The following is a 24,592-nucleotide window of genomic DNA, read 5'->3' as shown; positions in this document are numbered from 1 at the left end:
CATGGCACGCGAATACCCCATCAATCTTTATCGTAACTTCGGCATCATGGCCCACATCGATGCCGGCAAGACGACCACGACCGAGCGTATCCTTTACTACACCGGCAAGTCCCACAAGATCGGCGAAGTCCACGACGGCGCCGCGACCATGGACTGGATGGAGCAGGAGCAGGAACGCGGCATCACCATCACGTCGGCTGCCACGACCACGTTCTGGAAGTCGCGCGATGGCGTGATGCACCGTTTCAACATCATCGACACCCCCGGCCACGTGGACTTCACCATTGAAGTCGAACGCTCGCTGCGCGTGCTCGACGGTGCCGTTGCCCTGCTGGACGCCAATGCCGGTGTCGAGCCGCAGACCGAGACGGTCTGGCGTCAGGCTGACAAGTACCACGTTCCGCGTCTGATCTTCGTCAACAAGATGGACAAGATCGGTGCCGATTTCTACCGCTGCGTGGAGATGGTCGGTTCGCGTCTGGGTGCCAAGGGCGTCCCGGTCCAGCTGCCGATCGGCGCCGAGAACGAGTTCAAGGGCGTCGTCGACCTGATCGAGATGAACGCTCTGGTCTGGCGCAACGAAGAGCTCGGTGCCCAGTGGGACGTCGTGGAAATCCCGGCTGATCTCAAGGAAAAGGCCGAGAAGTACCGCGAAGCCATGATCGAAGCTGCCGTCGAGATGGACGATGCAGCCATGGAAGCCTATCTCGAAGGCGAAATGCCGAACAACGACACCATTCGTCGTCTGCTCCGCAAGGGCGTGATCGAGACCAAGTTCTTCCTGATCTTTGCTGGCTCGGCCTTCAAGAACAAGGGTGTGCAGCCCCTGCTCAACGGCGTTATCGACTTCCTGCCGTCGCCGATCGACGTGCCGGCCATCCAGGGCATCGATGCCAAGACGGAAGAGCCGATCGAGCGTCATGCCGACGACAGCGAACCGCTTTCGATGCTGGCTTTCAAGATCGCCAACGACCCGCACATGGGTTCGCTGACCTTCTGTCGCATCTATTCGGGTCACCTCGAAGCCGGCGTCAGCCTGGAAAACACCGTGAAGGGCAAGCGCGAGCGCGTTGGCCGCATGTTCCAGATGCACGCCAATTCCCGCGAGCAGATCACGGAAGCCTTTGCAGGCGACATCGTGGCGATCGTTGGCCTCAAGGACACCACGACTGGTGATACCCTGGCTCCGAGCAACTCGCAGGTTATCCTCGAGCGCATGATCTTCCCGGATCCGGTTATCGACATCTCCGTCGAGCCGAAGTCCAAGGCCGACCAGGAAAAGATGGGCCTCGCGCTCAACCGCCTGGCTGCCGAAGATCCGTCGTTCCGCGTCAAGACGGACGAAGAATCCGGCCAGACCATCATCTCGGGCATGGGCGAATTGCACCTCGACATTCTCGTCGACCGCATGAAGCGCGAGTTCAAGGTGGAAGCCAATATCGGTCAGCCGCAGGTGGCGTATCGTGAAACGATCACCCGCAAGACCGACAAGGACTACACCCATAAGAAGCAGTCCGGTGGTTCGGGTCAGTTTGCCCGTATCAAGATCACCGTCGAACCGGGTGAAGTCGGCAAGGGCCTCGAATTCGTCAATGCCATCGTCGGCGGTGCTGTTCCCAAGGAATACATCCCGGGCGTGAGCAAGGGTATCGAATCGGTCATGGGCGCAGGCCCGCTGATCGGCTTCCCCGTGGTTGACGTGAAGGTGACCCTCACCGACGGCGCCTACCACGACGTGGACTCCTCGGTCCTGGCCTTCGAAATCGCAGGTCGCGCGGGTTTCCGCGAAGCCCTGCGTGAAGCCGGCCCGAAGATCCTCGAGCCGATCATGAAGGTTGAAGTTGTCACGCCAGAAGATTACATGGGCGACGTCATCGGCGACCTCAACTCGCGTCGTGGCCAGATCCAGGGCACTGAAAGCCGTGGTGTTGTCCAGGTCGTGAATGCGTTCGTGCCGCTTGCAAACATGTTCGGGTATGTGAACTCGCTGCGCTCCATGAGCCAGGGTCGTGCACAGTACACCATGGTGTTCGATCACTACGAACAGGTTCCGCAGGCTGTCGCCGACGAAGTCCAGGCCAAATACGCCTAACAACAGCGCAAGCTAAAAAACTCAACTGAAAGTCGGCGATTGCGCTGACGAATTTGGAGAAAAGCGATGGCAAAGGAAAAGTTTTCCCGCACCAAGCCGCACTGCAACATCGGCACCATCGGTCACGTTGACCATGGCAAGACCTCGCTGACCGCAGCGATCACCAAGGTCCTGGCCGAAACCGGCGGCGCCACCTTCAAGGCGTATGACCAGATCGACGCCGCTCCGGAAGAGAAGGCCCGCGGTATCACCATCAACACCGCCCACGTCGAGTACGAGACGCAGAACCGTCACTACGCTCACGTGGACTGCCCTGGCCACGCCGACTATGTGAAGAACATGATCACCGGTGCTGCCCAGATGGACGGCGCGATCCTGGTCGTGTCGGCTGCCGACGGCCCGATGCCGCAGACCCGCGAGCACATCCTGCTCGCTCGTCAGGTCGGTGTTCCGGCTCTGGTGGTGTTCCTGAACAAGTGCGACATGGTCGACGATCCGGAACTGCTCGAACTCGTCGAGCTCGAAGTGCGCGAACTGCTGTCCTCGTACGACTTCCCCGGCGACGATATTCCGATCATCAAGGGCTCGGCCCTCGTTGCTCTGGAAAACGGCGACGCGAAGCTCGGCCATGACGCCGTTCTCGAGCTGATGGCTGCTGTCGACTCGTACATCCCGCAGCCGGAGCGTCCGGTTGACCAGCCGTTCCTGATGCCGATCGAAGACGTGTTCTCGATCTCGGGTCGTGGTACCGTTGTGACCGGCCGTGTCGAACGCGGCATCGTCAAGGTTGGCGAAGAAGTCGAAATCGTCGGCATCAAGGCAACCCAGAAGACGACCGTGACCGGCGTTGAAATGTTCCGCAAGCTGCTCGATTCGGGTGAAGCTGGCGACAACATCGGCGCGCTGATCCGTGGTATCGACCGCACCCAGGTTGAGCGCGGCCAGGTGCTGTGCAAGCCCGGTTCCGTGACCCCGCACACCGACTTCGTTGCTGAGGCCTATATCCTCACCAAGGAAGAAGGCGGCCGTCACACTCCGTTCTTCGGCAACTACCGTCCGCAGTTCTACTTCCGCACCACCGACGTGACCGGCATCGTGACGCTGCCGGAAGGCACCGAGATGGTCATGCCGGGCGACAACATCAACATGAACGTTCAGCTCATCGTTCCGATCGCCATGGAAGAGAAGCTCCGCTTCGCTATCCGTGAAGGTGGCCGCACCGTCGGCGCCGGCGTCGTCGCGAAGATCCTGAAGTAAAACGTCCTTGAGACTTTCGCGGCGCGCGATAAAGCGCGCCGCGATCCATTTTGTCAGGATTTGAGAAGATGAACGGTCAGAATATTCGCATCCGCCTCAAGGCGTTTGACCATCGCGTGCTCGACACCTCGACCCGCGAGATCGTCAACACGGCCAAGCGTACGGGTGCGCAGGTACGGGGCCCGATCCCGCTGCCGACCCGCATCGACAAGTTCACCGTCAACCGCTCGCCGCATATCGACAAGAAGGCACGCGAGCAGTTCGAGATCCGGACCCACAAGCGTCTGCTTGACATTGTGGACCCGACTCCCCAGACGGTCGATGCACTGATGAAGCTCGATCTCGCCGCCGGCGTCGACGTCGAAATCAAGCTCTAAAGACAAGAGTTTCCGCGCCTGCCGCAAAAAGGGTCCTCTGAAGACATGACCCGGCAGAGCGCCAAATGAAAAGGTAAAACCGATGCGTTCTGGATTGATCGCACAGAAGCTGGGGATGACCCGCATCTTCGCAGAGGACGGCTCGCACGTCCCCGTGACGGTGCTCAGCCTGCAGAACTGTCAGGTGGTTGGGCAGCGGACCGTCGAGAAGGATGGCTACGTCGCCCTCCAACTCGGCGCGGGCCAGGCCAAGGCCAAGAACATCTCCAAGGCCGAGCGGGGGCAGTATGCCGTCGCCAAGGTCGAGCCAAAGCGTCACGTGGCCGAGTTCCGCGTGGATGCCGACAGCCTCATCGAGGTTGGCGCAACGTTCAAGGCCGACCATTTCGCCGAAGGCCAGCTGGTCGACGTGACCGGAACCTCCATCGGTAAGGGTTTTGCCGGCGGTATGAAGCGCTGGAACTTTGGTGGTCTGCGTGCGTCTCACGGCGTGTCCGTGTCGCACCGCTCGATCGGTTCGACCGGTGGTCGCCAGGATCCGGGCAAGACCTTTAAGAACAAGAAGATGCCGGGCCACATGGGTGATCGTCGCATCACCACGCAGAACGTCAAGGTCGTCAAGACCGACGTGGAGCGTGGGCTGATCATGATCCAGGGTTCGGTCCCGGGCGCCAAGGGTGCCTGGATCATGATCAAGGACGCCGTCAAGAAGCCGGCTCCCGCGAATGTAGTCCTGCCGGGCTCGTTCGAGGCCGCTGCTGCGGGAGAAGCGAAGTAAATGGAACTCAAGGTAACCACACTCGACGGCAAGTCCGCCGGTACGGTCGATCTCAAGGACGAGCTTTTCGGTCTTGAAGTCCGTCCGGACATCCTGCACCGCATGGTTCGCTATCAGCAGCTTAAGGCCATGGCCGGCACGCATGACGTGAAGAACCGGTCGGAAGGCTCTGCTACGGGCAAGAAGTTCGTGAAGCAGAAGGGCTCCGGCGGCGCTCGTCACGGTGATCGCAAGGCCCCGCAGTTCCGCGGTGGTGGCCGTGCTTTCGGTCCGACCCCTCGCAGCCATGCCATCGACCTTCCCAAGAAGGTTCGCGCCCTGGCTCTCAAGCACGCCCTGTCGTCCAAGGCCAAGGCTGGTTCGCTGATCGTCATCGACAGCGTTTCCCAGCAGGAAGCCAAGACTGCAGCGCTGTGCACGACCTTCGGCAAGCTGGAATGGGCGAATGCCCTGATCATCGATGGCGCAAATGTCGACCAGAACTTTGCTCTGGCCGCACGCAACATCCCGAATATCGACGTGCTGCCGGTGCAGGGGATCAACGTTGTGTCGATCCTGAAGCGTGACAAGCTCGTCCTCACCAAGGCAGCGCTCGAAGCGCTCGAAGCGAGGTTCGCATGAACAAGCTTGCCGCTTACGACATCATTCGTAACCCCGTCGTGACCGAAAAGTCGACCATGGCTTCCGAAGCCAACCAGGTCGTCTTCGACGTCGCCATCGACGCCAACAAGACCGAGATCAAGGCCGCCGTCGAGCAGCTGTTTTCGGTCAAGGTCAAGGCAGTGAACACCCTGGTCCGCAAGGGCAAGGTGAAGCGCTTCCGCGGTCGCGTCGGTGTCCGGAACGACATCAAGAAGGCCGTTGTAACCCTGGTTGACGGCCAGTCGATCGATATTTCGACCGGCCTCTAAGGGACGAGAGACAGACAAATGGCTCTAAAGACTTACAATCCCACCTCCGAAGGCCGTCGTACCCTCGTTACGACCGACCGTTCGGAACTGTGGAAGGGCAAGCCGGTCAAGGCATTGACCGAAGGCCTGAGCAAGACCGGTGGCCGTAACAATCACGGCCGCATCACCGCGTTCCATCGTGGTGGTGGTCACAAGCGCAGCTACCGCATGATCGACTTCAAGCGCGTGAAGTTCGACGTGGTCGGGACCGTTGAACGTCTCGAATACGATCCGAACCGCACGGCCTGGATCGCTCTGATCAAGTACGAGGACGGCGAGCTCGCCTACATCGTGGCACCCCAGCGTCTGACCGCCGGCGACAAGATCATCTCGTCGATGAACGGCGCCGACGTGAAGCCGGGCAATGCCATGCCGCTCGAGCGCATGCCGGTCGGTACGATCGTGCACAACATCGAGCTGAAGCCCCGCAAGGGTGGGCAGGTTGCCCGTTCCGCCGGCGCCTATGCCCAGTATGTGGGCCGCGACCAGGGTTGGGCCATTCTGCGCCTCAACTCGGGTGAGCAGCGCCGCGTGCACGGCTCGTGCCTGGCCACTGTTGGTGCCGTGTCCAACCAGGATCACTCCAACACCTCGCTCGGCAAGGCGGGTCGTAACCGCTGGCTCGGCCGCAAGCCGGTCAACCGCGGTGTGACCATGAACCCGGTCGACCACCCGCATGGTGGTGGTGAAGGCCGTACCTCCGGTGGCCGCCACCCGGTGAGCCCGTGGGGCAAGCCGACCAAGGGCAAGCGTACGCGCAGCAACAAGGCTACGGACAAGTTCATCGTTCGCAGCCGTCACGTGAAGAAGGGCAGGTAAGACATGACCCGTTCGATTTGGAAGGGGCCGTTCGTCGACGGCTATCTGCTCAAGAAGGCCGAGAAGGCCCAGACCTCTGGCCGCAACGATGTGGTCAAGATCTGGTCGCGTCGCTCGACCATCCTGCCGCAGTTTGTCGGCATCACGTTCGGCGTGCACAACGGCCAGAAGCATATCCCGGTCTCCGTGACCGAGGAAATGATCGGCCACAAGTTCGGTGAGTTCGCTCCGACCCGTACCTATTACGGGCACGCGGCCGACAAGAAGGCCAAGAGGAAGTAAGAGATGAGCAAGCCAAAGACTGAGCGCGCTCTCAAGGATAACGAGGCCAAGGCTGTGCTGCGCATGCTGCGCATCAGCCCTCAGAAGCTGAACCTCGTCGCGCAGTTGATCCGTGGCAAGAAGGTCGAGAAGGCTCTGGCCGATCTTGAGTTCAGCCACAAGCGCATCTCCGGCCAGGTGAAGAAGGTGCTCGAGAGCGCCATCGCCAACGCCGAAAACAACCATGGCCTGGACACCGACGCCCTCGTCGTTGCCGAAGCCTATGTGGGCAACTCGCTCGTCATGAAGCGTTTCACCGCTCGCGGTCGCGGCAAGTCGGCGCGTATCGAGAAGCCGTTCTCGCATCTGACGATCGTCGTCCGGCAAGTTGAGGAGGCCGCATAATGGGCCAGAAAATCAATCCGATCGGCTTCCGCCTTGGCATCAACCGCACCTGGGACAGCCGCTGGTTCGCCAACAAGGGCGAATACGGCACCCTTCTGCAGGAAGACCTGAAGATCCGTACGGCTCTGATGGAAGACCTGAAGGCCGCTGCGGTTTCCAAGATCGTCATCGAGCGTCCGCACCGCAAGTGCCGCGTGTCGATCCACACCGCCCGTCCGGGCATCGTGATCGGCAAGAAGGGCGCAGACATCGACAAGATCCGCGCCAAGGTGAAGAAGTTCACCGACTCGGAAGTGCACATCAATATCGTTGAAGTGCGCAAGCCCGAGACCGATGCGACGCTGGTTGCCCAGGGCATTGCCCAGCAGCTGGAACGCCGCGTGGCCTTCCGTCGTGCCATGAAGCGCGCCGTGCAGACCGCGATCCGCATGGGCGCCGGTGGTATCCGCGTCAACGTTGGTGGCCGTCTCGGTGGTGCCGACATTGCTCGTACCGAATGGTACCGCGAAGGTCGCGTGCCGCTTCACACTCTGCGTGCCGATATCGACTACGGTACTGCCGAAGCCGAAACCACGTACGGCATCATCGGTATCAAGGTCTGGATCTTCAAGGGCGAAGTCCTTGAGCATGATCCGTCGGCTCACGAGCGTCGTGCCACCGAAGGTGGTGAAGGTGGTCAGCGTAGCGAGCGCGAACCGCGCCGTGACCGCGGCGACCGCGACCGCGAACGCGCATAAGAAGGTCAGTTCATTATGCTGCAACCTAAGAGAACCAAGTTCCGCAAGGCCCACAAGGGCCGCATCCATGGCCTGGCCAAGGGTGGTACCGACCTGGCATTCGGCCAGTACGCACTCAAGGCCACCGAGCCGGAACGCGTCACTGCCCGCCAGATTGAAGCTGCCCGTCGCGCAATCACTCGCGAAATGAAGCGTCAGGGCCGCGTGTGGATCCGGATTTTCCCGGATCTGCCAGTCTCCAAGAAGCCGACCGAAGTCCGAATGGGTAAGGGTAAGGGCTCCGTGGAATACTGGGCCGCACGCGTAAAGCCGGGTCGTATCGTTTTTGAGATTGACGGCGTACCCGAAGACGTTGCAAAGGAGGCGCTTCGCCTCGGAGCGATGAAGTTGCCGATCACCACGCGTATTGTCACGCGTATTGCCGACTAAGGGACACGAGCATGAAAGCCAGTGATGTGCGGGCCAAGACCGCAGACGAACTGAAAGATCAGCTCGTCGACCTGAAGAAAGAACAGTTCAACCTGCGTTTCCAGCGTGCTACCCAGCAGCTGGAAAAGCCGGCCCGGGTCAAGGAAGTCCGCCGCGACATCGCGCGGATCAAGACGATCCTGACCCAGAAGAACGCAGCTAAGTAAGGATAGATCCATGCCAAAGCGCGTTTTGCAGGGGACTGTTGTCTCCGACGCCAATGACAAGACCATCGTGGTTCGTGTCGAGCGCCGTTTCACCCATCCGCTTCTGAAGAAGACCGTGCGTCGTTCGAAGAAGTACCACGCCCACGACGAAAACAACGTCGCGAAGGTCGGTCAGACCGTGTGGATCGAGGAAACTGCGCCGATCAGCAAGAACAAGCGCTGGGCGCTTGTTCCGTCCGCGTAAGAGAAACAATTCAGGTCGGTGCGCCGGATGACGGTGCTGCCGATAACTTAGAAGGCATCCAGTCATGATCCAGATGCAGTCCAATCTCGACGTCGCCGACAATTCCGGCGCCAAGCGAGTCATGTGCATCAAGGTGCTGGGCGGTTCGCACCGGAAATACGCCTCGGTCGGCGACATTATCGTCGTTTCGGTCAAGGACGCCATTCCGCGCGGTCGCGTCAAGAAGGGCCAAGTGATGAAGGCCGTGGTGGTTCGCACCGCAACCAACATCCGTCGCCCCGATGGCACCGTCATCCGTTTCGACAAGAACGCCGCCGTTCTTCTGAACAATCAGAAAGAGCCGATCGGCACCCGTATCTTCGGACCGGTTCCGCGCGAACTCCGCGCCAAGAACCACATGAAGATCATTTCGCTCGCTCCCGAGGTGCTGTAATGGCCGCCAAGATCAAGAAGGGCGACAAAGTGGTCGTCCTGGCCGGCAAGGACAAGGGCAAGACCGGTCAGGTCCTCTCTGTCATCCCGTCCGAAACCCGCGCGATCGTCCAGGGCATCAACCTGGTCCGTCGTCACCAGAAGCAGACTGCCTCGCAGGATGCCGGCATCTTCACCAAGGAAGCGCCGATCCATCTGTCGAACCTGGCCGTCGCCGACGCCAATGGCAAGCCCAGCCGCGTCGGTTTCCAGATCAAGGACGGCGTGAAGTCCCGCGTCGCCAAGACCACCGGAGATCAGATCGATGGCTGAGACCGCTTACGTTCCGCGTCTCCGGACCGAGTACGACAACACTATCAAGGCTGCACTGCGTGAGCAGTTCAACTACAAGAACGTCATGGAGCTGCCGCGCCTTGACAAGATCGTCTTGAACATGGGCGTTGGCGAAGCCGTCAACGACACCAAGAAGGTCAAGTCGGCTGCCGACCAGCTCGAGCTGATCGCAGGCCAGAAGCCGGTCATCACCCATGCTCGCAAGTCGATCGCCGGCTTCAAGGTCCGCGAGCACATGCCGCTCGGCGTGAAGGTCACGCTGCGCAAGACGCGCATGTACGAATTCCTGGACCGTCTGGTGAACATCGCCCTGCCGCGCGTCCGCGACTTCCGTGGTCTCAACCCGAACGCCTTCGATGGTCGTGGCAATTATGCCTTCGGCATCAAGGAACACATCATTTTCCCCGAAATCAACTACGATCAGATCGATCAGGTTTGGGGCATGGACATCGTGATCGCCACGACGGCCAAGAATGATGACGAGGCCCGCGCGCTTCTCAAGGCATTCAACTTCCCCTTCCGCCAGTAAGCGGGCAGGGAAGGGAAAAAGGATCAGGACATGGCAAAGACCAGCTCCATCGAAAAGAACAAGAAGCGCGCCGCGTTGACCAAGCAGTATGCTGACAAGCGCGCTGCCCTCAAGGCGACCGTCAAGAACCAGGACACTCCGATCGAGGAGCGTTTCAAGGCCAGCCTCAAGCTGGCTGAACTGCCGCGCAACTCGGCCAAGGTCCGCATTCGCAACCGTTGCGAAGTGTCGGGTCGTCCGCGTGGTTACTATCGCAAGCTCAAGATGAGCCGTATCGCCCTGCGTCAGCTGGGCAACCTGGGCCAGATCCCGGGTCTGGTGAAGTCGAGCTGGTAAGGAGAAACTAGAGATGAGCTTTTCCGATCCCATCGGCGATATGCTGACCCGTATCCGCAACGCTCAGCAGCGTCGCAAGAATTCCGTTTCGACTCCGGCTTCGACCCTGCGTGGTCGGGTGCTGGACGTTCTCCAGTCCGAGGGTTTCATCCGCGGCTATTCGGAGACCAAGTTCGAGAACGGCGCATCCGAGTACGAAATCGAATTGAAGTACTCGGACAATGAAGGCGTGATCCGCACCATCGAGCGCGTTTCCCGTCCCGGCCGCCGCGTTTATGCGTCGGTGAAGAATATCCCTCAGGTTGCCAACGGTCTCGGTGTGTCGATTCTCAGCACCCCCAAGGGTGTGATGGCCGACCATGAAGCCAAGGCCGCCAATGTGGGTGGCGAGGTACTCTGCCGCGTCTTCTAAGGAAGACGTGGCAAGACGATTACTCAAGGAAGCATTATGTCACGTACTGGCAAGAAACCGGTGGCCCCGGTGAATGGCGTTACGGTCACGATCAATGGTCGTGACGTGTCCGCCAAGGGCCCGAAGGGCGAACTGAGCCTCACGCTCATGGATATCGTCAATGTTGAGCAGGGCGATGATGGCGTGTCCATCACTCCGGCCAACGATTCCCGTGAGGCACGCGCCGCCTGGGGCACCACCCGCGCGTTGATCCAGAACATGGTCACCGGGGTGAGCGCCGGCTTCGAGAAGAAGCTTGCCATCCAGGGCGTGGGTTACCGCGCAGCGATGCAGGGCAAGGATATCAAGCTCTCGCTCGGTTTCAGCCACGAAGTGATCTACAAGGCTCCTGAAGGCATCACCCTTGCGGTGCCGGCACCGACCGAGATCGTCGTGACCGGTATCGACAAGCAGGCTGTTGGCCAGGTTGCGGCCGAGATCCGCGGCTGGCGTCCCCCCGAGCCCTACAAGGGCAAGGGCGTGCGTTACGCCGGCGAGCAGGTCTTCCGCAAAGAAGGCAAGAAGAAGTAAGGAGCGCCGGAAATGGCAATTTCTGCAAAAGGTGCGGATCGTCGCAAGGCCCGCGTCCGCAAGGCGCTCAAGGCTCGTGCCTTCGGTCGTCCCCGTCTGTCGGTTTTCCGTTCGGACAAGAATATCTACGCCCAGATCATCGACGACAGCACCGGCCGCACGCTGGCCGCTGCGTCGACCCTGGAAAAGGACATCAAGTCCTCCGTCAAGAATGGCGCGACCTCCGAGGCTGCTGCCACCATTGGCAAGCTGATCGCCGAGCGCGGTGTGAAGGCTGGGGTTGGCGAAGTCGTTTTCGATCGTGGCGCCTACATCTATCACGGCCGTGTTAAGGCCCTTGCAGACGCTGCCCGTGAGGGCGGTCTGCAGTTCTAACCCGGCGAGGAAGAGATAAAATGAGCAGAGACGTTCAAGAGCGCGAAAGCGAGTTCGTCGATCGCCTGGTCCACATCAATCGTGTGGCCAAGGTTGTGAAGGGCGGCCGTCGCTTTGGTTTTGCGGCACTCGTCGTCGTCGGTGACCAGAAGGGTCGCGTCGGGTTCGGTCACGGCAAGGCCCGTGAAGTTCCTGAGGCAATCCGCAAGGCCACCGAGCAGGCAAAGCGCCAGATGATCCGCGTTCCCTTGCGCGATGCCCGTACGCTGCACCACGACGTTACCGGCCGCCACGGCGCCGGCAAGGTCATCCTGCGTGCAGCCGTCCCGGGTACTGGTATCATCGCCGGTGGTCCGATGCGCGCCGTGTTCGAAACGCTTGGCATCAACGATATCGTTGCCAAGTCGCAGGGCACTGCAAATCCCTACAACATGGTTCGCGCCACGTTCGATGCGCTCAAGCGCGTCGACAGCCCCCGTTCGGTGGCTTCCCGTCGCGGCCTCAAGGTTTCCGAACTCCAGGCTCGCCGCGGCGAGGCTGCAGTCGAAGCCTGATAGCAGGCACGGAGAAGAACTATGGCTAAAGACAAGACCATCGTCGTCCAGCAGGTCGGTTCGCCGATCCGCCGCGAGAAGAGCCAGCGCGCGACCCTGATCGGGCTCGGGCTCAACAAGATGAACAAGCAGCGTGAGCTGGTTGATACGCCCGAAGTCCGCGGCATGATCAACAAGATCCCGCACCTCGTCCGCGTAATCGGCGAGTAAGGGAGTTACGAAACATGACCCGTTTGAACGATCTTCGTGACAATCCCGGAGCCAACAAGACCCGTGTCCGTATCGGCCGTGGTATCGGCTCCGGCGTCGGCAAGACCGGTGGTCGCGGCGGCAAGGGCCAGACGGCCCGTGCCGGTGTTGCCATCAACGGCTTCGAAGGCGGCCAGATGCCCCTTCACATGCGTATGCCGAAGCGCGGCTTCAATGCTTGGAATCCGAAGGATTTCAACGAAGTGCGCATCGACCGCGTGCAGGCCTATATCGACAGCGGCAAGCTGGATGTGAAGGGTGTGGTCGACGCGGCTGCTCTCGTTGCAGCTGGCGTGATCCGTCGTCCGAAGGACGGCGTCCGCCTGATCGGTTCGGAAGGCTTCTCGGCCAAGAAGGTTACCTTCAAGGTTGACTATGCCACCAAGGGCGCAGCTGCTGCCATCGAAGCTGCCGGCGGCAAGCTCGATCTGATTCCGGTCAAAGAGACCTGGAAGAAGCCCCCGCGCGCCGAGTAATCCACTCGGCAGGGCGCACGCGGCGATCAGCGCCGGGTGCGCTCTTGTGGTTTGTTGCGTCTGGCGGGGACATATCCCATATATGCTCCTCCAGCGCTCCGAGCGCACCTGGCATATAGGCCATAGGAGCGATTTATATGGCGTCCGCAGCCGAACAGCTCGCACGTAATCTGTCTTTCTCGACCTTTTCGAAGGCGAAAGCCCTTCAGCAGCGCATCTGGTTCACACTGGGCGCGCTGCTTGTTTATCGTTTGGGCACCTACATCCCCCTGCCGGGCATCGATCCCGATGCGTTCCGCGCGACCTTCGAGCAGTCGCAGCAGGGCATTATCGGCATGTTCAACATGTTCGCCGGTGGCGCTGTCGAGCGCATGGCGATCTTTGCGCTGAACCTCATTCCTTACATTACCGCGTCCATCGTGGTGCAGGTCGTTTCGACTGCATCACCGCGCCTGGAAGCCCTCAAGAAAGAGGGTGAGGCGGGCCGTCGCAAGATGAATCAGTACACCCGCTACCTGGCGGTTCTGTTCTGTGCCATCCAGGCCTATGGTATTGCTGTGGGCCTCGAAGGCAGCCAGGGCGTCGTTCTGAACCCCGGTTGGTTCTTCCGCATCTCCACCGTGATAACCTTGGTGGGCGGCACCATGTTCCTGATGTGGCTGGGTGAGCAGATTACCGCGCGTGGCGTGGGCAACGGTATTTCGCTGATCATCTTCGCCGGTATCGTCGCCAACCTGCCTGCCACGGTGGCGCAGACGCTGGAACTGGCTCGTACCGGAGCCATCCCGGGCTTTGCCGGTCTGGGCATGCTGCTTCTGGCGCTTATCGTCATCGCGGTTATCGTGTTCTTCGAACGAGCCCAGCGGCGCTTGCTGATTCAGTATCCGAAGCGCCAGGTCGGCAATAAGATGTTCCAGGGCGACACATCACACCTGCCGCTCAAGCTGAACACTTCGGGTGTGATTCCGGTGATCTTTGGCTCGTCGCTGTTGTTGCTACCTGCGACGATCGCGTCCTTTGCCGCGCAGGGCGATGCGCCGGGATGGCTGACAACGGTTACGGCCCTGTTGGGTCGCGGCCAGCCGCTTTACCTTGCGCTCTTTGCGTTCTTCATCATCTTCTTTGCCTTCTTCTACACGGCCATCGTGTTCAATCCGACCGAAACGGCCGACAATCTGAAGCGGTCGGGTGGCTTCATTCCGGGCATTCGGCCCGGCGAGCGGACGGCGCAGCACATCGACTACGTGCTGACGCGTATCACCGTGGTCGGGGCGATCTACCTGGCGGTAGTGGCGCTGATACCGGAAGTCATGTTCAGCCAGCTGGCTGTCAGCCAGTTCATCGGCGGTACGTCGCTGCTGATCATGGTGACGGTGACGCTGGATACCATTACGCAAATCCAGAGCCATCTGGTGGCCCAGCAATATGAAGGGCTGCTGAAGAAGTCACGACTGGGAGGAGGCAAGCGTCGATGAGGTTGATCCTGTTGGGCCCGCCGGGGGCGGGGAAGGGGACACAGGCAAAGATTCTGGTGGATGCCTATGGCATTCCCCAGCTCTCGACGGGCGACATTCTGCGCTCTGCCATTGCGGACAAGACGCCGCTCGGGTTGGAAGCCAAGGCCATCATGGACCGCGGCGACCTGGTTTCGGACGATGTCGTCAACGGGATTGTTTCCGAGCGTCTCGATGCCGAGGATTGCAAGCCGGGTTTCATTCTGGACGGTTTTCCGCGGACGATCGCCCAGGCCGAGGCCCTGGACAGGATGATGGCCGACAAGGGCATCAAGCTCGATGCCGTTATTGAGCTCAAGGCTGATGCCGATGAGCTTGTGCGTCGGGTGATCCAGCGCGCTAAGGACAGCAATCGTCCCGACGACAATCCGGACGTCATCCGCAAGCGCCTGGGTGTCTATGAAAGCAGCACCGCTCCGCTGGTGGACTTTTATGGTCGTCAGGGTCTGGTGAAGACGGTCGATGGCATGGCCGCAGTTGAAGACGTCACGGGCTCGATCAAGTCGGCGCTCGGCAGATAACTTTAGGGTCGGGCGGGGCTGTTGACTCCGACCGGTCTTATCCTTAAAGAACCGCACCAGTCTCATGGATCATCGGGCTGGATTCGGTTTTCCCTTAGTTGGGGGTCGAAATCCGGTCCCTTGTTGTTTAAAGGCACCCGCCGTGATGGCGCGTGTTGAATGAAGGAGAGCAGACGTGGCTCGTATTGCTGGCGTCAACATCCCGACGAATAAGCGCGTGGTTATCGCGCTGCAGTATATTCACGGGATCGGCGACAAGTTCGCCAAGGACATTACTGAAAAGGTCGGCATTCCTGCCGAGCGCCGTGTCAACGAACTGACCGACGCCGAAGTCATTCAGATCCGTGAAACGATCGACCGTGACTACGTCGTGGAAGGCGATCTTCGTCGTAACGTTGCGATGAACATCAAGCGTTTGATGGATCTCGGCAATTATCGTGGCCTGCGCCACCGTCGCGGCCTTCCGGTTCGTGGTCAGCGTACCCACACCAATGCTCGTACCCGCAAGGGTCCGGCAAAGCCGATCGCTGGCAAGAAGAAGTAATTCCGTGCCCGCCTGGTGCGGGCCGGTCGTTGGACTGGGTTTTGCGGGGCAGGGCTTTTGGGTGGCTCGATAGAGTTGCCGAAAGGGCTTGAACCGCTAAATCCGTGGTGGAGCTGCTGGCATTACGGCAGCGCCGATATCCTAGAGGATAAGAATGGCTAAGACTGAAGTCGCGCGCGTCCGTCGCAAAGAGCGCAAGAACATCACTTCCGGCGTCGCGCATGTGAACGCCTCCTTCAACAACACGATGATCACCATCGCCGACATGCAGGGCAACACGATTTCGTGGTCCTCTTCGGGCGTGATGGGTTTCAAGGGCTCGCGCAAGTCGACCCCCTATGCCGCGCAGGTTGCGGCCGAAGATGCGGCCAAGAAGGCCCAGGAACATGGCATGAAGACCCTCGAGGTCGAAGTTCGTGGTCCTGGTTCAGGCCGTGAGTCCGCTCTTCGTGCCCTTCAGGCTGCCGGTTTCAACGTGACTTCCATCCGCGACGTTACCTCGATCCCGCACAATGGCTGCCGTCCGCGCAAGCGGCGCCGCGTCTAACAAGACCATTGGTACGCCCCCGGCCGATTGAATGGGTCGGGGGTGCTAATTGTGTTTGCGGCGATGCGGCCGTCGAGGGCCGCGATTTTGAAAGGACAATACCGTGACGATCCAGAGGAACTGGCAGGAACTTATCAAGCCGACCAAACTGGAGATTGTTTCGGGCAGCGATAACGCGCGCGTGGCCTCGGTTGTTGCCGAGCCGCTTGAGCGCGGATACGGGCTTACCCTTGGTAATGCCCTGCGTCGCGTGCTGCTGTCGTCGCTTCAGGGCGCGGCAGTGACGGCAATCCAGATTGACGGCATTCTGCATGAATTCTCCTCGCTTCCAGGCGTGCGCGAGGACATCACCGACCTGGTGCTGAACGTCAAGGAAATCGCCCTGAAGATGGGTGGCGAAGGCCCAAAGCGCCTCACGCTGTCCAAGCAGGGCCCCGGAGCCGTCACCGCTGGTGACATAAAGGTTTCGGGTGATATTGAAGTGCTGAACCCAGAGCTGGTCATCTGCCATCTCGATGACGGCGCCGAGATCAATATCGAGTTCACGGTCAATACCGGCAAGGGCTATGTCCCGGCCGATAAGAACCGGCCCGAAGACGCCCCGATCGGCTATATCCCGGTCGATGCGCTGTTTTCGCCGGTTCGTCGCGTGAGCTACAAGGTCGATGCGACCCGTGCGGGCGAAAGCCTCGACAAGGACAAGCTGACCTTGTCCGTTGAGACCAATGGCGCGCTGTCGCCTGAAGATGCCGTGGCTTTCGCTGCGCGTATCCTTCAGGACCAGCTGTCGGTCTTTGTGAACTTTGAAGAGCCCACCAAGGAAAAGGCCCAAGATTCGGTTCCCGAACTGGCCTTCAACCCGGCGCTGCTCAAGAAGGTCGACGAGCTCGAGCTTTCCGTGCGCTCGGCAAACTGCCTCAAGAACGACAATATCGTCTATATCGGCGACCTAATCCAGAAGACGGAAGCCGAGATGCTGCGGACGCCGAATTTCGGCCGCAAGTCGCTCAATGAAATCAAGGAAGTCCTGGCACAGATGGGGCTTCATCTCGGAATGGACGTCAATAACTGGCCCCCCGAGAATATCGATGACCTCGCCAAGCGCTACGAAGATCATTATTGATCCGGCGCTGACCAGACTTTAGGAGATAACCCATGCGCCACGCTAATCGAGGCCGCAAGTTCAGCCGGACCGCATCGCACCGCAAGGCGATGTTCGCGAACATGTCCGCCGCGCTGATCAAGCACGAACAGATCGTCACCACGCTTCCCAAGGCAAAGGACCTGCGTCCGATCGTCGAGAAGCTCATTACCCTGGCAAAGCGCGGCGACCTGCATGCCCGCCGCCAGGCAATTGCCCAGATCCGCGACGAGGGCCAGGTTGCCAAGCTCTTCGCCGTTCTCGGCCCGCGCTATGCCGAACGTCAGGGCGGCTATATCCGCATTCTGAAGGCCGGATTCCGCTATGGCGACAATGCGCCTATGGCCGTGATCGAGTTCGTTGATCGCGACGTGGATGCCCGTGGCCAGGATTCGGGTCCGGTGCAGTATAACGACGACGAAGCCGAAGCCGCATAAAGTCGGTTTTCTTCAGCAGAATCGAAACGGCCCCGGGCATGCTTCGGGGCCGTTTCTTTTTGCCGGTCCGAGCGGAATGGCCCTAGCGTGTTCTCTTCAAGTGCCAGGCGTCGTAAAGAGCATCGAGTTCGCCTTGGTTGGCGACGAAATGGTGCGGTAAGTCCATACGGGAGATGCGCTCACGCGTCCGTTTGGCGGAATGCCGGGTGTGCCAGATCCAATGAATCATCTGCCACTTGATGGTATCTCGGTTTCCCGGCAGGGCGCCTGCGCGCTTTCTCTTCTGCGTCGTGCGCCAGACATAGCGCCAATAGCGCCTGACCAGGCTGTCGTCGATGACAAGCACAGAAGTGGCGCGTGCCAACCGCTGAGGCAGTAGCGCGGAGTAATTGCCTTCCACGATCCAGGCATCTGACGCGATGGCCTCATCGTGCAGCCGCTGGAAGTCTGCGTCGTCTCGTTGTTGCCAATCTGTGTGCGGGAGGTGGCGATAGACGTCGAGATGATGCACGGGGAGGTGGAGGCATTGTCCCAGGGCCGAGGCCAGGGTGGATTTGCCAGCATTGGAGGGTCCCATGATGACAATACGGTGCCCAAGGCTTGTGATGGTCGGAAGGTGGCCCATGGATTTGTCCTCCAAAGACGAAAAGGCCGCCCCGACATGTGCCAGGGCGGCCTCTGGTTTGAGATGGCGTGATTATTCGGCGGGAGCCATGTCCTTGCCGGTATAGACTTCTTCGACCCAGTACTGGTCGCGACGGATGAAGCCATTGAACGGGGTCAGCGACGCCTGGGTATAGGCCCCCATCAGGCCGAACTCGATCCAATCGTCCTCGTCGATGTCGGCAGGCAGAGTGAAGACCTGGGGCAGGACGTCGTAGCTGTCGCAGGTCGGGCCCCACAGGGTGAATTCGCTAAACTCGCCATTGTTGTCATGCAGGCGCGGACCGCGCCACACGCGGACCGGCGGCGTGAAGTGCATGAACTTGACTTCCATCAGCGCGCCATAGGCTCCATCATTGACATAGACCGACTGGCCGCCGCGCTGATGCTTGACGCGAAGCAGCAGCGAAGTGGAGGACGTGACGAGGGCGCGGCCAGGCTCAATGATCAGCTCGGGCTTGTTCTTGCCGAAATGGTCATCGACGGCCGTTCCGATGGTCTCGAAGTAATGGCTCATTGGCGGCGCTTCGCTGGTCGGATAGGGGGCTGGGTAGCCGCCGCCGATATTGAGGCGCTTGAGTTCAATGCCTGCTTCCGCGACGATGCGGGCTGCCGCAGCGATGTGGCGCTCATACGCATAGGCATCTTCACACTGGCTGCCGACATGGAAACACAGGCTCGGCGTGTAGCCCATCTTCTCGACTGCGGTGACGATTTCGGCTGCCGACTGTTCCATGACACCGAACTTGATGCCGAAGTCATAGGACTTGAGCGCCTTGCCGGCCTTGAAGCGGGTGGTGACTTCCACATCGCGGCTGGGCGAAACCACGGCTGCAAGCTGATCGAGTTGCTGGGGGTGGTCGATGGTGAAGCTGCGGACCCCGAATTCCTCATAGGCGCGTTCGATCTCGCGCTTGTTCTTGATGGGGTTGTTGTAGTGCATGGCTGCGCCCGGGGCGTAGTCGCGCACCAGTTCCATTTCCACATTCGAGGCCACGTCGAAGGCCTGCAGCCCTTCGGCATGCAGCTGAGCAATGATGTGGGGCGAGGGATTGCACTTGACCGCGTAGGTCAGCAGCCCGTCAAAGCCCTTCTTGAACACCTTGATCGCCCGGTGAAATTCCCGTTCGGAGAACAGGAAGGAGGGATAGTCCGGCGCTTCGGCGGCGATCAGCGCGGAAGTATTGGCATGGACGATCTTCGGCTCGTCGGTCATTGGACAACAGGCCTTTCAGGGGCTGGAGAGAAGGTGGAAACGTCAATGCGCCTCAGGGTTTCCACTCCCTTATGCGCACCAAAGTGAGCGCTGCATATAGGGCTGCACGCCCCCTCGCGCAAACGTTTATTTGGCTGCAATACCAACAATGCCGAAACGTCATTTTGATGACAGATTCCGGGCGTTTTGCTCATCGCGTCGAAATGCGGTTTTTCGGCTGAGAGATTGAGTCCGAAGGTTTCACCATGTCGTTGCGAACGCTGGTATTTTCAACTTCCACTCTCGCGGTAATTGCTGTCGGAGGAACCCTTGCACTCGGGCCCTGGACCACTCCTGCGCCACAGGCGGAAAGTGGGCCCCGGACAGCCGCCACTGAGATGGTCGTCGCGGAGACACGTGTGGTGCCTGAGGCGCAGCAACAGGTGCAGTTGAGCTTTGCTCCGGTGGTGCAGGCAGTCTCGCCATCGGTGGTCAACGTCTACGCCACCCGCATCGAACAGCGGTCCGCGTCACCTTTTGCCAACGATCCGTTCTTCTCTCGGTTCTTCGGCGATCAATTCCAGACACGGCCGCGCGAGTCCCGTTCGCTGGGCTCTGGCGTCATCGTCGATGCCGGCGGTGTGATCCTCACCAATAGCCATGTCATCAACGGCGCCACCGATATCCGCATCGCTCTCAATGACGGTCGGGAATTTGCCGTCGACCTCGTGGTGGAGGACCAGCAGACCGATCTTGCCGTTCTGCGCGTACGCGATGCGAATGGCACGGATTTCCCTGCCATCACCTTTGCCAATAGCGACGATCTGCTGGTGGGAGATCTGGTGCTGGCTATCGGCAACCCCTTCGGGGTGGGGCAGACGGTAACGAGCGGCATCGTTTCGGCTCTGGCGCGCACAGGTGTCGAGGCGTCGGACTACGAGTTCTTTATCCAAACGGATGCGGCCATCAATCCGGGCAATTCCGGCGGTGCCCTGGTCGACATGCGGGGAAACCTTGTGGGCATCAACACCGCTATCTACTCGCAGACAGGCGGGTCGGTTGGAATCGGCTTTGCCATTCCCGCAAACATGGCTCGGCTTGTGGCGGAGGCCGGGGTCAGCGGGGGCGAGATTGTCCGGCCCTGGTTCGGCGCGAAGATGCAGGCCGTCACCGCCGATATCGCGGTCAGCATGGGAATGGCTGCCCCCCATGGCGCCATGATCACCGAAGTGGCGCCCGATGGCCCGGCGGAACGCGCCGGCTTCCGGTCGGGTGATGTCATTCTCTCGGTGGACGGGCTGCGGGTCGATGATCCGAGCGCCTTCAATTTTCGTCTGGCAACGCGGCCTATCGGGCAAACCGCACAGCTCGAGCGGCTGCGGGGTGGCGCCACAGAGACGATTTCCTTCCCTCTCGAAGCGGTTCCGTCGGCCGCAGCGGAGGCAGTCGCGAGCATTTCGGGCAATACCCGTTTTGCCGGTGTGACGGTGCGCCAGCTCGATCCGGCGCTCAGCGAGGCCAAGGGCCTGCCTTATGACGCAAGCGGCGTCATCGTCACCGCCATCGAGCCGGGCTCGGCTGCCGAGGCCATGGGGCTGCGTGTGGATGACCTCATCCTCGCCCTGAACGATGCGGAAATCGGCACGGCTTCGCGCTTCGCAGAAATCGCCAGCCAGCGGGCACGCACCTGGCAGATCATCCTGCAGCGTAATGGCCGGGTTACCCGCTCCATCGTTAGTGGCTGACATATACCCTTCAGCCTCGTGGAACCTCGCGGCTGAGGCATGTTCCGGTGTCCAGTGCCACAGGAGGCGGTGACGCATCCCCTTTCTCGCGCTAGAACCCTTCCATGTCCGATCTCTTCGCCGCCGACCCTCAAGAAACCGACAAGGCCCGCCCGCTCGCCGATCAACTTCGGCCGCAGACGCTCGCGGAGGTCATCGGGCAGGAAAGTCTGCTCGGGCCGGCGGGCACGCTTACACGCATGCTGGCATCCGGCCGATTGGGATCGCTGATCCTCTGGGGGCCGCCAGGTACTGGAAAGACCACGGTCGCCCGGCTCCTCGCCGACCAGATCGGTTATCGCTTCGAGCAGATCTCGGCGATCTTTTCGGGCGTCGCCGATCTCAAGAAGGTTTTCGAGAAGGCTCGGTTCGAGCGCCTTTCCGGCCATCGTACCCTGCTATTCGTGGACGAGATCCATCGCTTCAATCGTGCGCAACAGGACAGCTTCCTGCCCGTTATGGAGGACGGCACTGTCGTGCTGGTCGGCGCGACCACTGAAAATCCGTCCTTCGAACTCAACGCCGCACTCCTCTCGCGCAGCCAGGTCCTGCGCTTCCAGTCGCTCGGGCGAGATGAGCTCGAAAAGCTGCTGGGGCGGGCGGAAACGTTGCTCGGTTCGACCCTGCCGCTCGACGAGACTGCTCGAGGGACGTTGCTCGGCCTTGCTGATGGTGACGGGCGGGCGCTGCTGGGATTGGTAGAGGAAATCCTCGCCTCGACGCGGGAGGGCGAAACCCTCGATGCCACCAGCCTGCTGACCGTGGTGCAGCGGCGTGCACCCATCTACGACAAGGCTCAAGAGGGCCACTACAATCTTATATCGGCACTGCACAAGACCATCCGCGGCTCCGATCCCGATGCGGCGCTGTATTACTTCGCCCGCATGCTGGATGCCGGCGAGGATCCGCTTTTCCTGGCGCGGCGCCTGATCCGGATGGCCTCCGAAGACATCGGGCTGGCGGATCCACAGGCCCTGCCACTGGCAATCGCGGGGCGTGATGCCTACCAGATGCTGGGAACGCCGGAAGGCGAGCTATCGCTGGCGCAGGTGGTGGTCTACCTTGCCCTAGCGCCCAAGTCGAACGCGGTCTATACGGCCTACAAGGCCGCAATGTCGCTCGCGAAGGCGACCGGTTCGCCCATGCCGCCCATGGTCATCCTCAATGCGCCGACAAAGATGATGAAGGGGCAGGGCTACGGCGAGGGCTATATCTATGACCACGACACGCCAGAAGCGTTTTCGGGCCAGGAATATTTCCCCGAAAAGATCGGGCGGCAGGATTTCTACAATCCCGTTGAGCGCGGCTTCGAACGCGACCTGCGCAAGCGAATGGACTATTTCGAGCGGTTGCGGGCGGCCAAGAGGGCCGCAGATGCGGAGGAGTAGGGCATGCAGGCGTTTCTGCTGGTCGGGGCGGGAGGCGCTATCGGCGCCATGAGCCGGCATGGTCTTGCCCTGCTGATCGGCCGCTTGTGGCAAGGAACCTTTCCCCTGGCGATCCTGCTCGTCAATGTCTTGGGTGCCATGCTGATGGGTGTGGTCATCGGTCTTCTCTCGCGCTTTTTGCCAGCGTGGCAGGAGCAGGCGCGGCTTTTCTTGGCGGTCGGCATATTGGGGGGCTTTACCACCTTTTCCTCCTTTTCGCTGGATACGATCGTCCTGATCGAGCGTGGCGAGGTGTTTCAGGCTGGGCTCTATGTCGTCTTGTCGGTTGTGGTTTGCCTTGCGGGGCTATATCTCGGGCTTCTTGTGACCAGAGGCGGTGCAGTATGAGTGGCGTTCAACATCGACAGGTGAGCGAAGACGATGAGGGGATGCGGCTCGATCGCTGGTTTTCGAAGCATTTCCCGCAACTGGGCTTTGCTCGGCTGCAGAAGTTGATCCGCAATGGCGAGGTCAAGGTCGACAAGGCCAAGGTGCAGACCAGCACCCGCCTGAGCGAAGGTCAGACCGTGCGTATTCCGCCGATCGACGATCCGGACACGGTACGGGCGTTTCGGGTCAACCAGGACGACGTGCGGTTTCTCAAGGATATCATCCTCTACGAGGACGATGATCTCTACGTCTTCAACAAGCCGCATGGCTTGGCGGTTCAGGGCGGTAGCGGGACGCTGCGGCACATGGATGGGCTGTTGAAGAACCTGCCCAACAAGCAGGGCGAAGCGCCGCGCCTCGTGCATCGGCTGGACCGCGATACATCGGGTTGCCTCGTGGTGGCCAAGACTGCGGCAGCTGCCAAGCATTTCGGCTCGGTGTTCCGGTCACGCTCGGCGCGCAAGATTTACTGGGCCGTTGTTGCCGGTAACCCAAGTCCGCGCCAGGGTGAGATTTCCTGTTTTCTGGCCAAGCAGCAGACGACCGATGGAGAGCAGATGGTTGTGGTGCGCAATGGCGCGCCGGGCGCCGTGCACTCATCGAGCTATTATTCCACCACCGATACCGCCAGCCGGCGGTTTGCCTGGGTGACGCTGAAGCCTGTGACCGGACGCACCCATCAGCTGCGTGTGCACATGGCCCAGCTCGGCACGCCGATCATTGGCGATCCGCGCTATTTCAACATTGAGAACTGGCAGGAAGCACCGGGGCTTGCAGACGGGCTGCATCTGCATGCACGACGCATCGCCCTGCCGCTGCGCAACGGAAAAAAGATCGATATTTCAGCACCTTTGCCGCCGCATATGCGGCAGAGCTTCGAGGCGCTCGGCTTTGATCCTGATCGGTTCGATGCACAGAATGTCGATCCGGAGGTCGGCGCGTGAAGCTTGTCATGTTCGACATGGACGGGACGCTGATCGATACGGCTGCCCTGATCACCGAGCATATGACGACAACCTTTGTCGGCGCAGGGCTGGAACCGCCGACACCGGCGCAATCGCGGCGGGTGATCGGGCTGAGCCTGCCGCAGGCCATGCTGCATCTGTTGGGGTCGGACGACAACGAACTGGCCGAAAGGCTGGCCGAGGACTATCGCCGGCATTACCGGGCGTCGCTGGTGTCCGCAGAGGGGCGGGAGGGTCTGTTCCCCGGGGCCCGGGAGGCACTGGACCTGTTGCGGGCGCGAGCGGACACGCTGCTGGGTATTGCCACCGGCAAGGGCCTACACGGCGTGCACAGATTGATCCAATTGCATGACATTGCTGAGCATTTTTCGACGCTCCAGACACCCGACCACAACCCGTCCAAGCCGCATCCGGGCATGATGTTGCGGGCGATGGATGAGACCGGGGCTGAAAAGCAGAGCACAGTCATCATCGGCGACACAACGTTCGACATGAAAATGGGCAAGGCCGCCGGGACGAAGACCATAGGCGTTACATGGGGTTATCACCATGCCGACGAGCTCGTCGAGGCTGGTGCTGACCTGCTGGTGGACGATTATGCGGCCTTGCCGGCAGCAATCGACCGCGTTCTGGAGACCTGACG

General features: G+C 60.6%; 36 protein-coding genes. 34 read left to right on the top strand and 2 right to left on the bottom strand.

The features are described 5' to 3' along the window. Position 1: 1 nt before the first annotated feature. The 29 genes from fusA (at position 2) to rplQ (ending at position 17,525) form a co-directional block, all read left to right on the top strand. Positions 2-2,092 carry an elongation factor G gene (fusA, locus tag VE26_RS07890; protein ID WP_046104462.1) on the top strand — a complete coding sequence of 697 codons (2,091 nt, stop codon included), beginning with the start codon at positions 2-4 and terminating at the stop codon, positions 2,090-2,092. A gap of 66 nt (positions 2,093-2,158) precedes the next feature. Continuing rightward, positions 2,159-3,349 carry an elongation factor Tu gene (gene tuf, locus VE26_RS07885; RefSeq protein ID WP_046104461.1) on the top strand — a complete coding sequence of 397 codons (1,191 nt, stop codon included), beginning with the start codon at positions 2,159-2,161 and terminating at the stop codon, positions 3,347-3,349. 68 nt (positions 3,350-3,417) lie between these two features. Next, the gene (rpsJ, locus tag VE26_RS07880) at positions 3,418-3,726 is read left to right on the top strand and encodes a 30S ribosomal protein S10 (protein ID WP_035080820.1); all 309 of its coding nucleotides are present in this window, start codon (positions 3,418-3,420) and stop codon (positions 3,724-3,726) included. Positions 3,727-3,808: 82 nt separating this feature from the next. Next, entirely contained in the window at positions 3,809-4,504 is a 696-nt protein-coding gene (rplC, locus tag VE26_RS07875; protein ID WP_046104460.1) for a 50S ribosomal protein L3, read from the top strand. Further along, positions 4,505-5,125, top strand: a complete 621-nt coding sequence (gene rplD / locus VE26_RS07870; RefSeq protein ID WP_046104459.1) for a 50S ribosomal protein L4 — start codon at positions 4,505-4,507, stop codon at positions 5,123-5,125. After that, positions 5,122-5,415, top strand: coding sequence for a 50S ribosomal protein L23 (locus tag VE26_RS07865; protein WP_046104458.1), 294 nt, complete (start codon positions 5,122-5,124; stop codon positions 5,413-5,415). The genes rplD and VE26_RS07865 overlap by 4 nt, the downstream gene beginning before the upstream one ends. A gap of 18 nt (positions 5,416-5,433) precedes the next feature. Beyond that, positions 5,434-6,273 (top strand): 50S ribosomal protein L2, encoded by an 840-nt coding sequence (gene rplB, locus VE26_RS07860; RefSeq protein ID WP_046104457.1) that lies wholly within the window; start codon positions 5,434-5,436, stop codon positions 6,271-6,273. A gap of 3 nt (positions 6,274-6,276) precedes the next feature. Next, positions 6,277-6,555, top strand: coding sequence for a 30S ribosomal protein S19 (gene rpsS, locus VE26_RS07855; protein ID WP_046104456.1), 279 nt, complete (start codon positions 6,277-6,279; stop codon positions 6,553-6,555). Positions 6,556-6,558: 3 nt separating this feature from the next. Further along, entirely contained in the window at positions 6,559-6,939 is a 381-nt protein-coding gene (gene rplV, locus VE26_RS07850) for a 50S ribosomal protein L22 (protein WP_046104455.1), read from the top strand. Continuing rightward, complete coding sequence (gene rpsC / locus VE26_RS07845; RefSeq protein WP_046104454.1) at positions 6,939-7,676, top strand: 30S ribosomal protein S3; 738 nt, start codon at positions 6,939-6,941, stop codon at positions 7,674-7,676. The genes rplV and rpsC overlap by 1 nt, the downstream gene beginning before the upstream one ends. Before the next feature lie 15 nt (positions 7,677-7,691). Continuing rightward, positions 7,692-8,105 (top strand): 50S ribosomal protein L16, encoded by a 414-nt coding sequence (rplP, locus tag VE26_RS07840; protein WP_046104453.1) that lies wholly within the window; start codon positions 7,692-7,694, stop codon positions 8,103-8,105. Positions 8,106-8,116: 11 nt separating this feature from the next. After that, positions 8,117-8,311, top strand: coding sequence for a 50S ribosomal protein L29 (rpmC, locus tag VE26_RS07835; protein ID WP_046104452.1), 195 nt, complete (start codon positions 8,117-8,119; stop codon positions 8,309-8,311). A 10-nt stretch (positions 8,312-8,321) separates the two neighbouring features. Beyond that, positions 8,322-8,555, top strand: a complete 234-nt coding sequence (rpsQ, locus tag VE26_RS07830) for a 30S ribosomal protein S17 (RefSeq protein WP_046104451.1) — start codon at positions 8,322-8,324, stop codon at positions 8,553-8,555. A 64-nt stretch (positions 8,556-8,619) separates the two neighbouring features. Continuing rightward, on the top strand, positions 8,620-8,988 hold the full coding sequence (gene rplN, locus VE26_RS07825; protein WP_046104450.1) for a 50S ribosomal protein L14: 369 nt from the start codon (positions 8,620-8,622) through the stop codon (positions 8,986-8,988). After that, positions 8,988-9,299 carry a 50S ribosomal protein L24 gene (gene rplX, locus VE26_RS07820; protein WP_046104449.1) on the top strand — a complete coding sequence of 104 codons (312 nt, stop codon included), beginning with the start codon at positions 8,988-8,990 and terminating at the stop codon, positions 9,297-9,299. Before rplN ends, rplX begins: the two co-directional genes overlap by 1 nt. Beyond that, positions 9,292-9,849, top strand: coding sequence for a 50S ribosomal protein L5 (rplE, locus tag VE26_RS07815; protein ID WP_046104448.1), 558 nt, complete (start codon positions 9,292-9,294; stop codon positions 9,847-9,849). Before rplX ends, rplE begins: the two co-directional genes overlap by 8 nt. Before the next feature lie 30 nt (positions 9,850-9,879). Next, complete coding sequence (rpsN, locus tag VE26_RS07810; RefSeq protein ID WP_046104447.1) at positions 9,880-10,185, top strand: 30S ribosomal protein S14; 306 nt, start codon at positions 9,880-9,882, stop codon at positions 10,183-10,185. 13 nt (positions 10,186-10,198) lie between these two features. Further along, positions 10,199-10,597 carry a 30S ribosomal protein S8 gene (gene rpsH, locus VE26_RS07805; RefSeq protein ID WP_046104446.1) on the top strand — a complete coding sequence of 133 codons (399 nt, stop codon included), beginning with the start codon at positions 10,199-10,201 and terminating at the stop codon, positions 10,595-10,597. 36 nt (positions 10,598-10,633) lie between these two features. After that, a complete protein-coding gene (gene rplF, locus VE26_RS07800; RefSeq protein WP_046104445.1) occupies positions 10,634-11,167 on the top strand; it encodes a 50S ribosomal protein L6 in 534 nt (177 codons plus the stop codon). A gap of 12 nt (positions 11,168-11,179) precedes the next feature. Then, complete coding sequence (gene rplR / locus VE26_RS07795; RefSeq protein ID WP_046104444.1) at positions 11,180-11,542, top strand: 50S ribosomal protein L18; 363 nt, start codon at positions 11,180-11,182, stop codon at positions 11,540-11,542. A gap of 20 nt (positions 11,543-11,562) precedes the next feature. Next, positions 11,563-12,096 (top strand): 30S ribosomal protein S5, encoded by a 534-nt coding sequence (gene rpsE / locus VE26_RS07790; RefSeq protein WP_046104443.1) that lies wholly within the window; start codon positions 11,563-11,565, stop codon positions 12,094-12,096. A 21-nt stretch (positions 12,097-12,117) separates the two neighbouring features. Further along, a complete protein-coding gene (gene rpmD / locus VE26_RS07785; RefSeq protein WP_046104442.1) occupies positions 12,118-12,306 on the top strand; it encodes a 50S ribosomal protein L30 in 189 nt (62 codons plus the stop codon). 14 nt (positions 12,307-12,320) lie between these two features. After that, entirely contained in the window at positions 12,321-12,821 is a 501-nt protein-coding gene (gene rplO / locus VE26_RS07780) for a 50S ribosomal protein L15 (protein WP_046104441.1), read from the top strand. Positions 12,822-12,958: 137 nt separating this feature from the next. Beyond that, positions 12,959-14,296 carry a preprotein translocase subunit SecY gene (gene secY / locus VE26_RS07775; RefSeq protein WP_046104440.1) on the top strand — a complete coding sequence of 446 codons (1,338 nt, stop codon included), beginning with the start codon at positions 12,959-12,961 and terminating at the stop codon, positions 14,294-14,296. After that, positions 14,293-14,856, top strand: a complete 564-nt coding sequence (locus tag VE26_RS07770) for an adenylate kinase (protein ID WP_046104439.1) — start codon at positions 14,293-14,295, stop codon at positions 14,854-14,856. The genes secY and VE26_RS07770 overlap by 4 nt, the downstream gene beginning before the upstream one ends. A gap of 175 nt (positions 14,857-15,031) precedes the next feature. Further along, complete coding sequence (gene rpsM / locus VE26_RS07765; protein ID WP_046104438.1) at positions 15,032-15,400, top strand: 30S ribosomal protein S13; 369 nt, start codon at positions 15,032-15,034, stop codon at positions 15,398-15,400. A 154-nt stretch (positions 15,401-15,554) separates the two neighbouring features. Beyond that, entirely contained in the window at positions 15,555-15,947 is a 393-nt protein-coding gene (gene rpsK, locus VE26_RS07760; protein WP_046104437.1) for a 30S ribosomal protein S11, read from the top strand. 103 nt (positions 15,948-16,050) lie between these two features. Continuing rightward, entirely contained in the window at positions 16,051-17,070 is a 1,020-nt protein-coding gene (locus tag VE26_RS07755) for a DNA-directed RNA polymerase subunit alpha (RefSeq protein WP_046104436.1), read from the top strand. Positions 17,071-17,102: 32 nt separating this feature from the next. Then, positions 17,103-17,525 carry a 50S ribosomal protein L17 gene (gene rplQ / locus VE26_RS07750; RefSeq protein ID WP_046104435.1) on the top strand — a complete coding sequence of 141 codons (423 nt, stop codon included), beginning with the start codon at positions 17,103-17,105 and terminating at the stop codon, positions 17,523-17,525. 82 nt (positions 17,526-17,607) lie between these two features. Here the strand turns inward: rplQ and VE26_RS07745 are convergent, their stop codons facing one another. Next, positions 17,608-18,150 (bottom strand): P-loop NTPase family protein, encoded by a 543-nt coding sequence (locus VE26_RS07745; RefSeq protein ID WP_046104434.1) that lies wholly within the window; start codon positions 18,148-18,150, stop codon positions 17,608-17,610. 72 nt (positions 18,151-18,222) lie between these two features. Continuing rightward, entirely contained in the window at positions 18,223-19,404 is a 1,182-nt protein-coding gene (locus tag VE26_RS07740; RefSeq protein WP_046104433.1) for a type III PLP-dependent enzyme domain-containing protein, read from the bottom strand. Between the two features lie 401 nt (positions 19,405-19,805). Between VE26_RS07740 and VE26_RS07735 the strand changes: the two genes are divergently transcribed. From VE26_RS07735 to VE26_RS07715, 5 genes are all read left to right on the top strand, one after another. After that, positions 19,806-21,128: a DegQ family serine endoprotease gene (locus VE26_RS07735; RefSeq protein WP_244465645.1), complete on the top strand. Its 1,323-nt coding sequence runs from the start codon at positions 19,806-19,808 to the stop codon at positions 21,126-21,128. Positions 21,129-21,232: 104 nt separating this feature from the next. Beyond that, positions 21,233-22,555, top strand: a complete 1,323-nt coding sequence (locus tag VE26_RS07730; protein WP_046104431.1) for a replication-associated recombination protein A — start codon at positions 21,233-21,235, stop codon at positions 22,553-22,555. 3 nt (positions 22,556-22,558) lie between these two features. Then, the gene (crcB, locus tag VE26_RS07725) at positions 22,559-22,942 is read left to right on the top strand and encodes a fluoride efflux transporter CrcB (RefSeq protein WP_046104430.1); all 384 of its coding nucleotides are present in this window, start codon (positions 22,559-22,561) and stop codon (positions 22,940-22,942) included. Then, positions 22,939-23,928: an RluA family pseudouridine synthase gene (locus VE26_RS07720; protein ID WP_046104429.1), complete on the top strand. Its 990-nt coding sequence runs from the start codon at positions 22,939-22,941 to the stop codon at positions 23,926-23,928. Before crcB ends, VE26_RS07720 begins: the two co-directional genes overlap by 4 nt. After that, positions 23,925-24,590, top strand: a complete 666-nt coding sequence (locus VE26_RS07715) for an HAD family hydrolase (protein ID WP_052715751.1) — start codon at positions 23,925-23,927, stop codon at positions 24,588-24,590. The genes VE26_RS07720 and VE26_RS07715 overlap by 4 nt, the downstream gene beginning before the upstream one ends. The last annotated feature ends 2 nt before the right edge of the window (positions 24,591-24,592 follow it).

The organism is Devosia chinhatensis, from assembly GCF_000969445.1.
Lineage (GTDB): Bacteria > Pseudomonadota > Alphaproteobacteria > Rhizobiales > Devosiaceae > Devosia > Devosia chinhatensis.
This window is presented reverse-complemented; position numbering and strand designations above follow the sequence as displayed.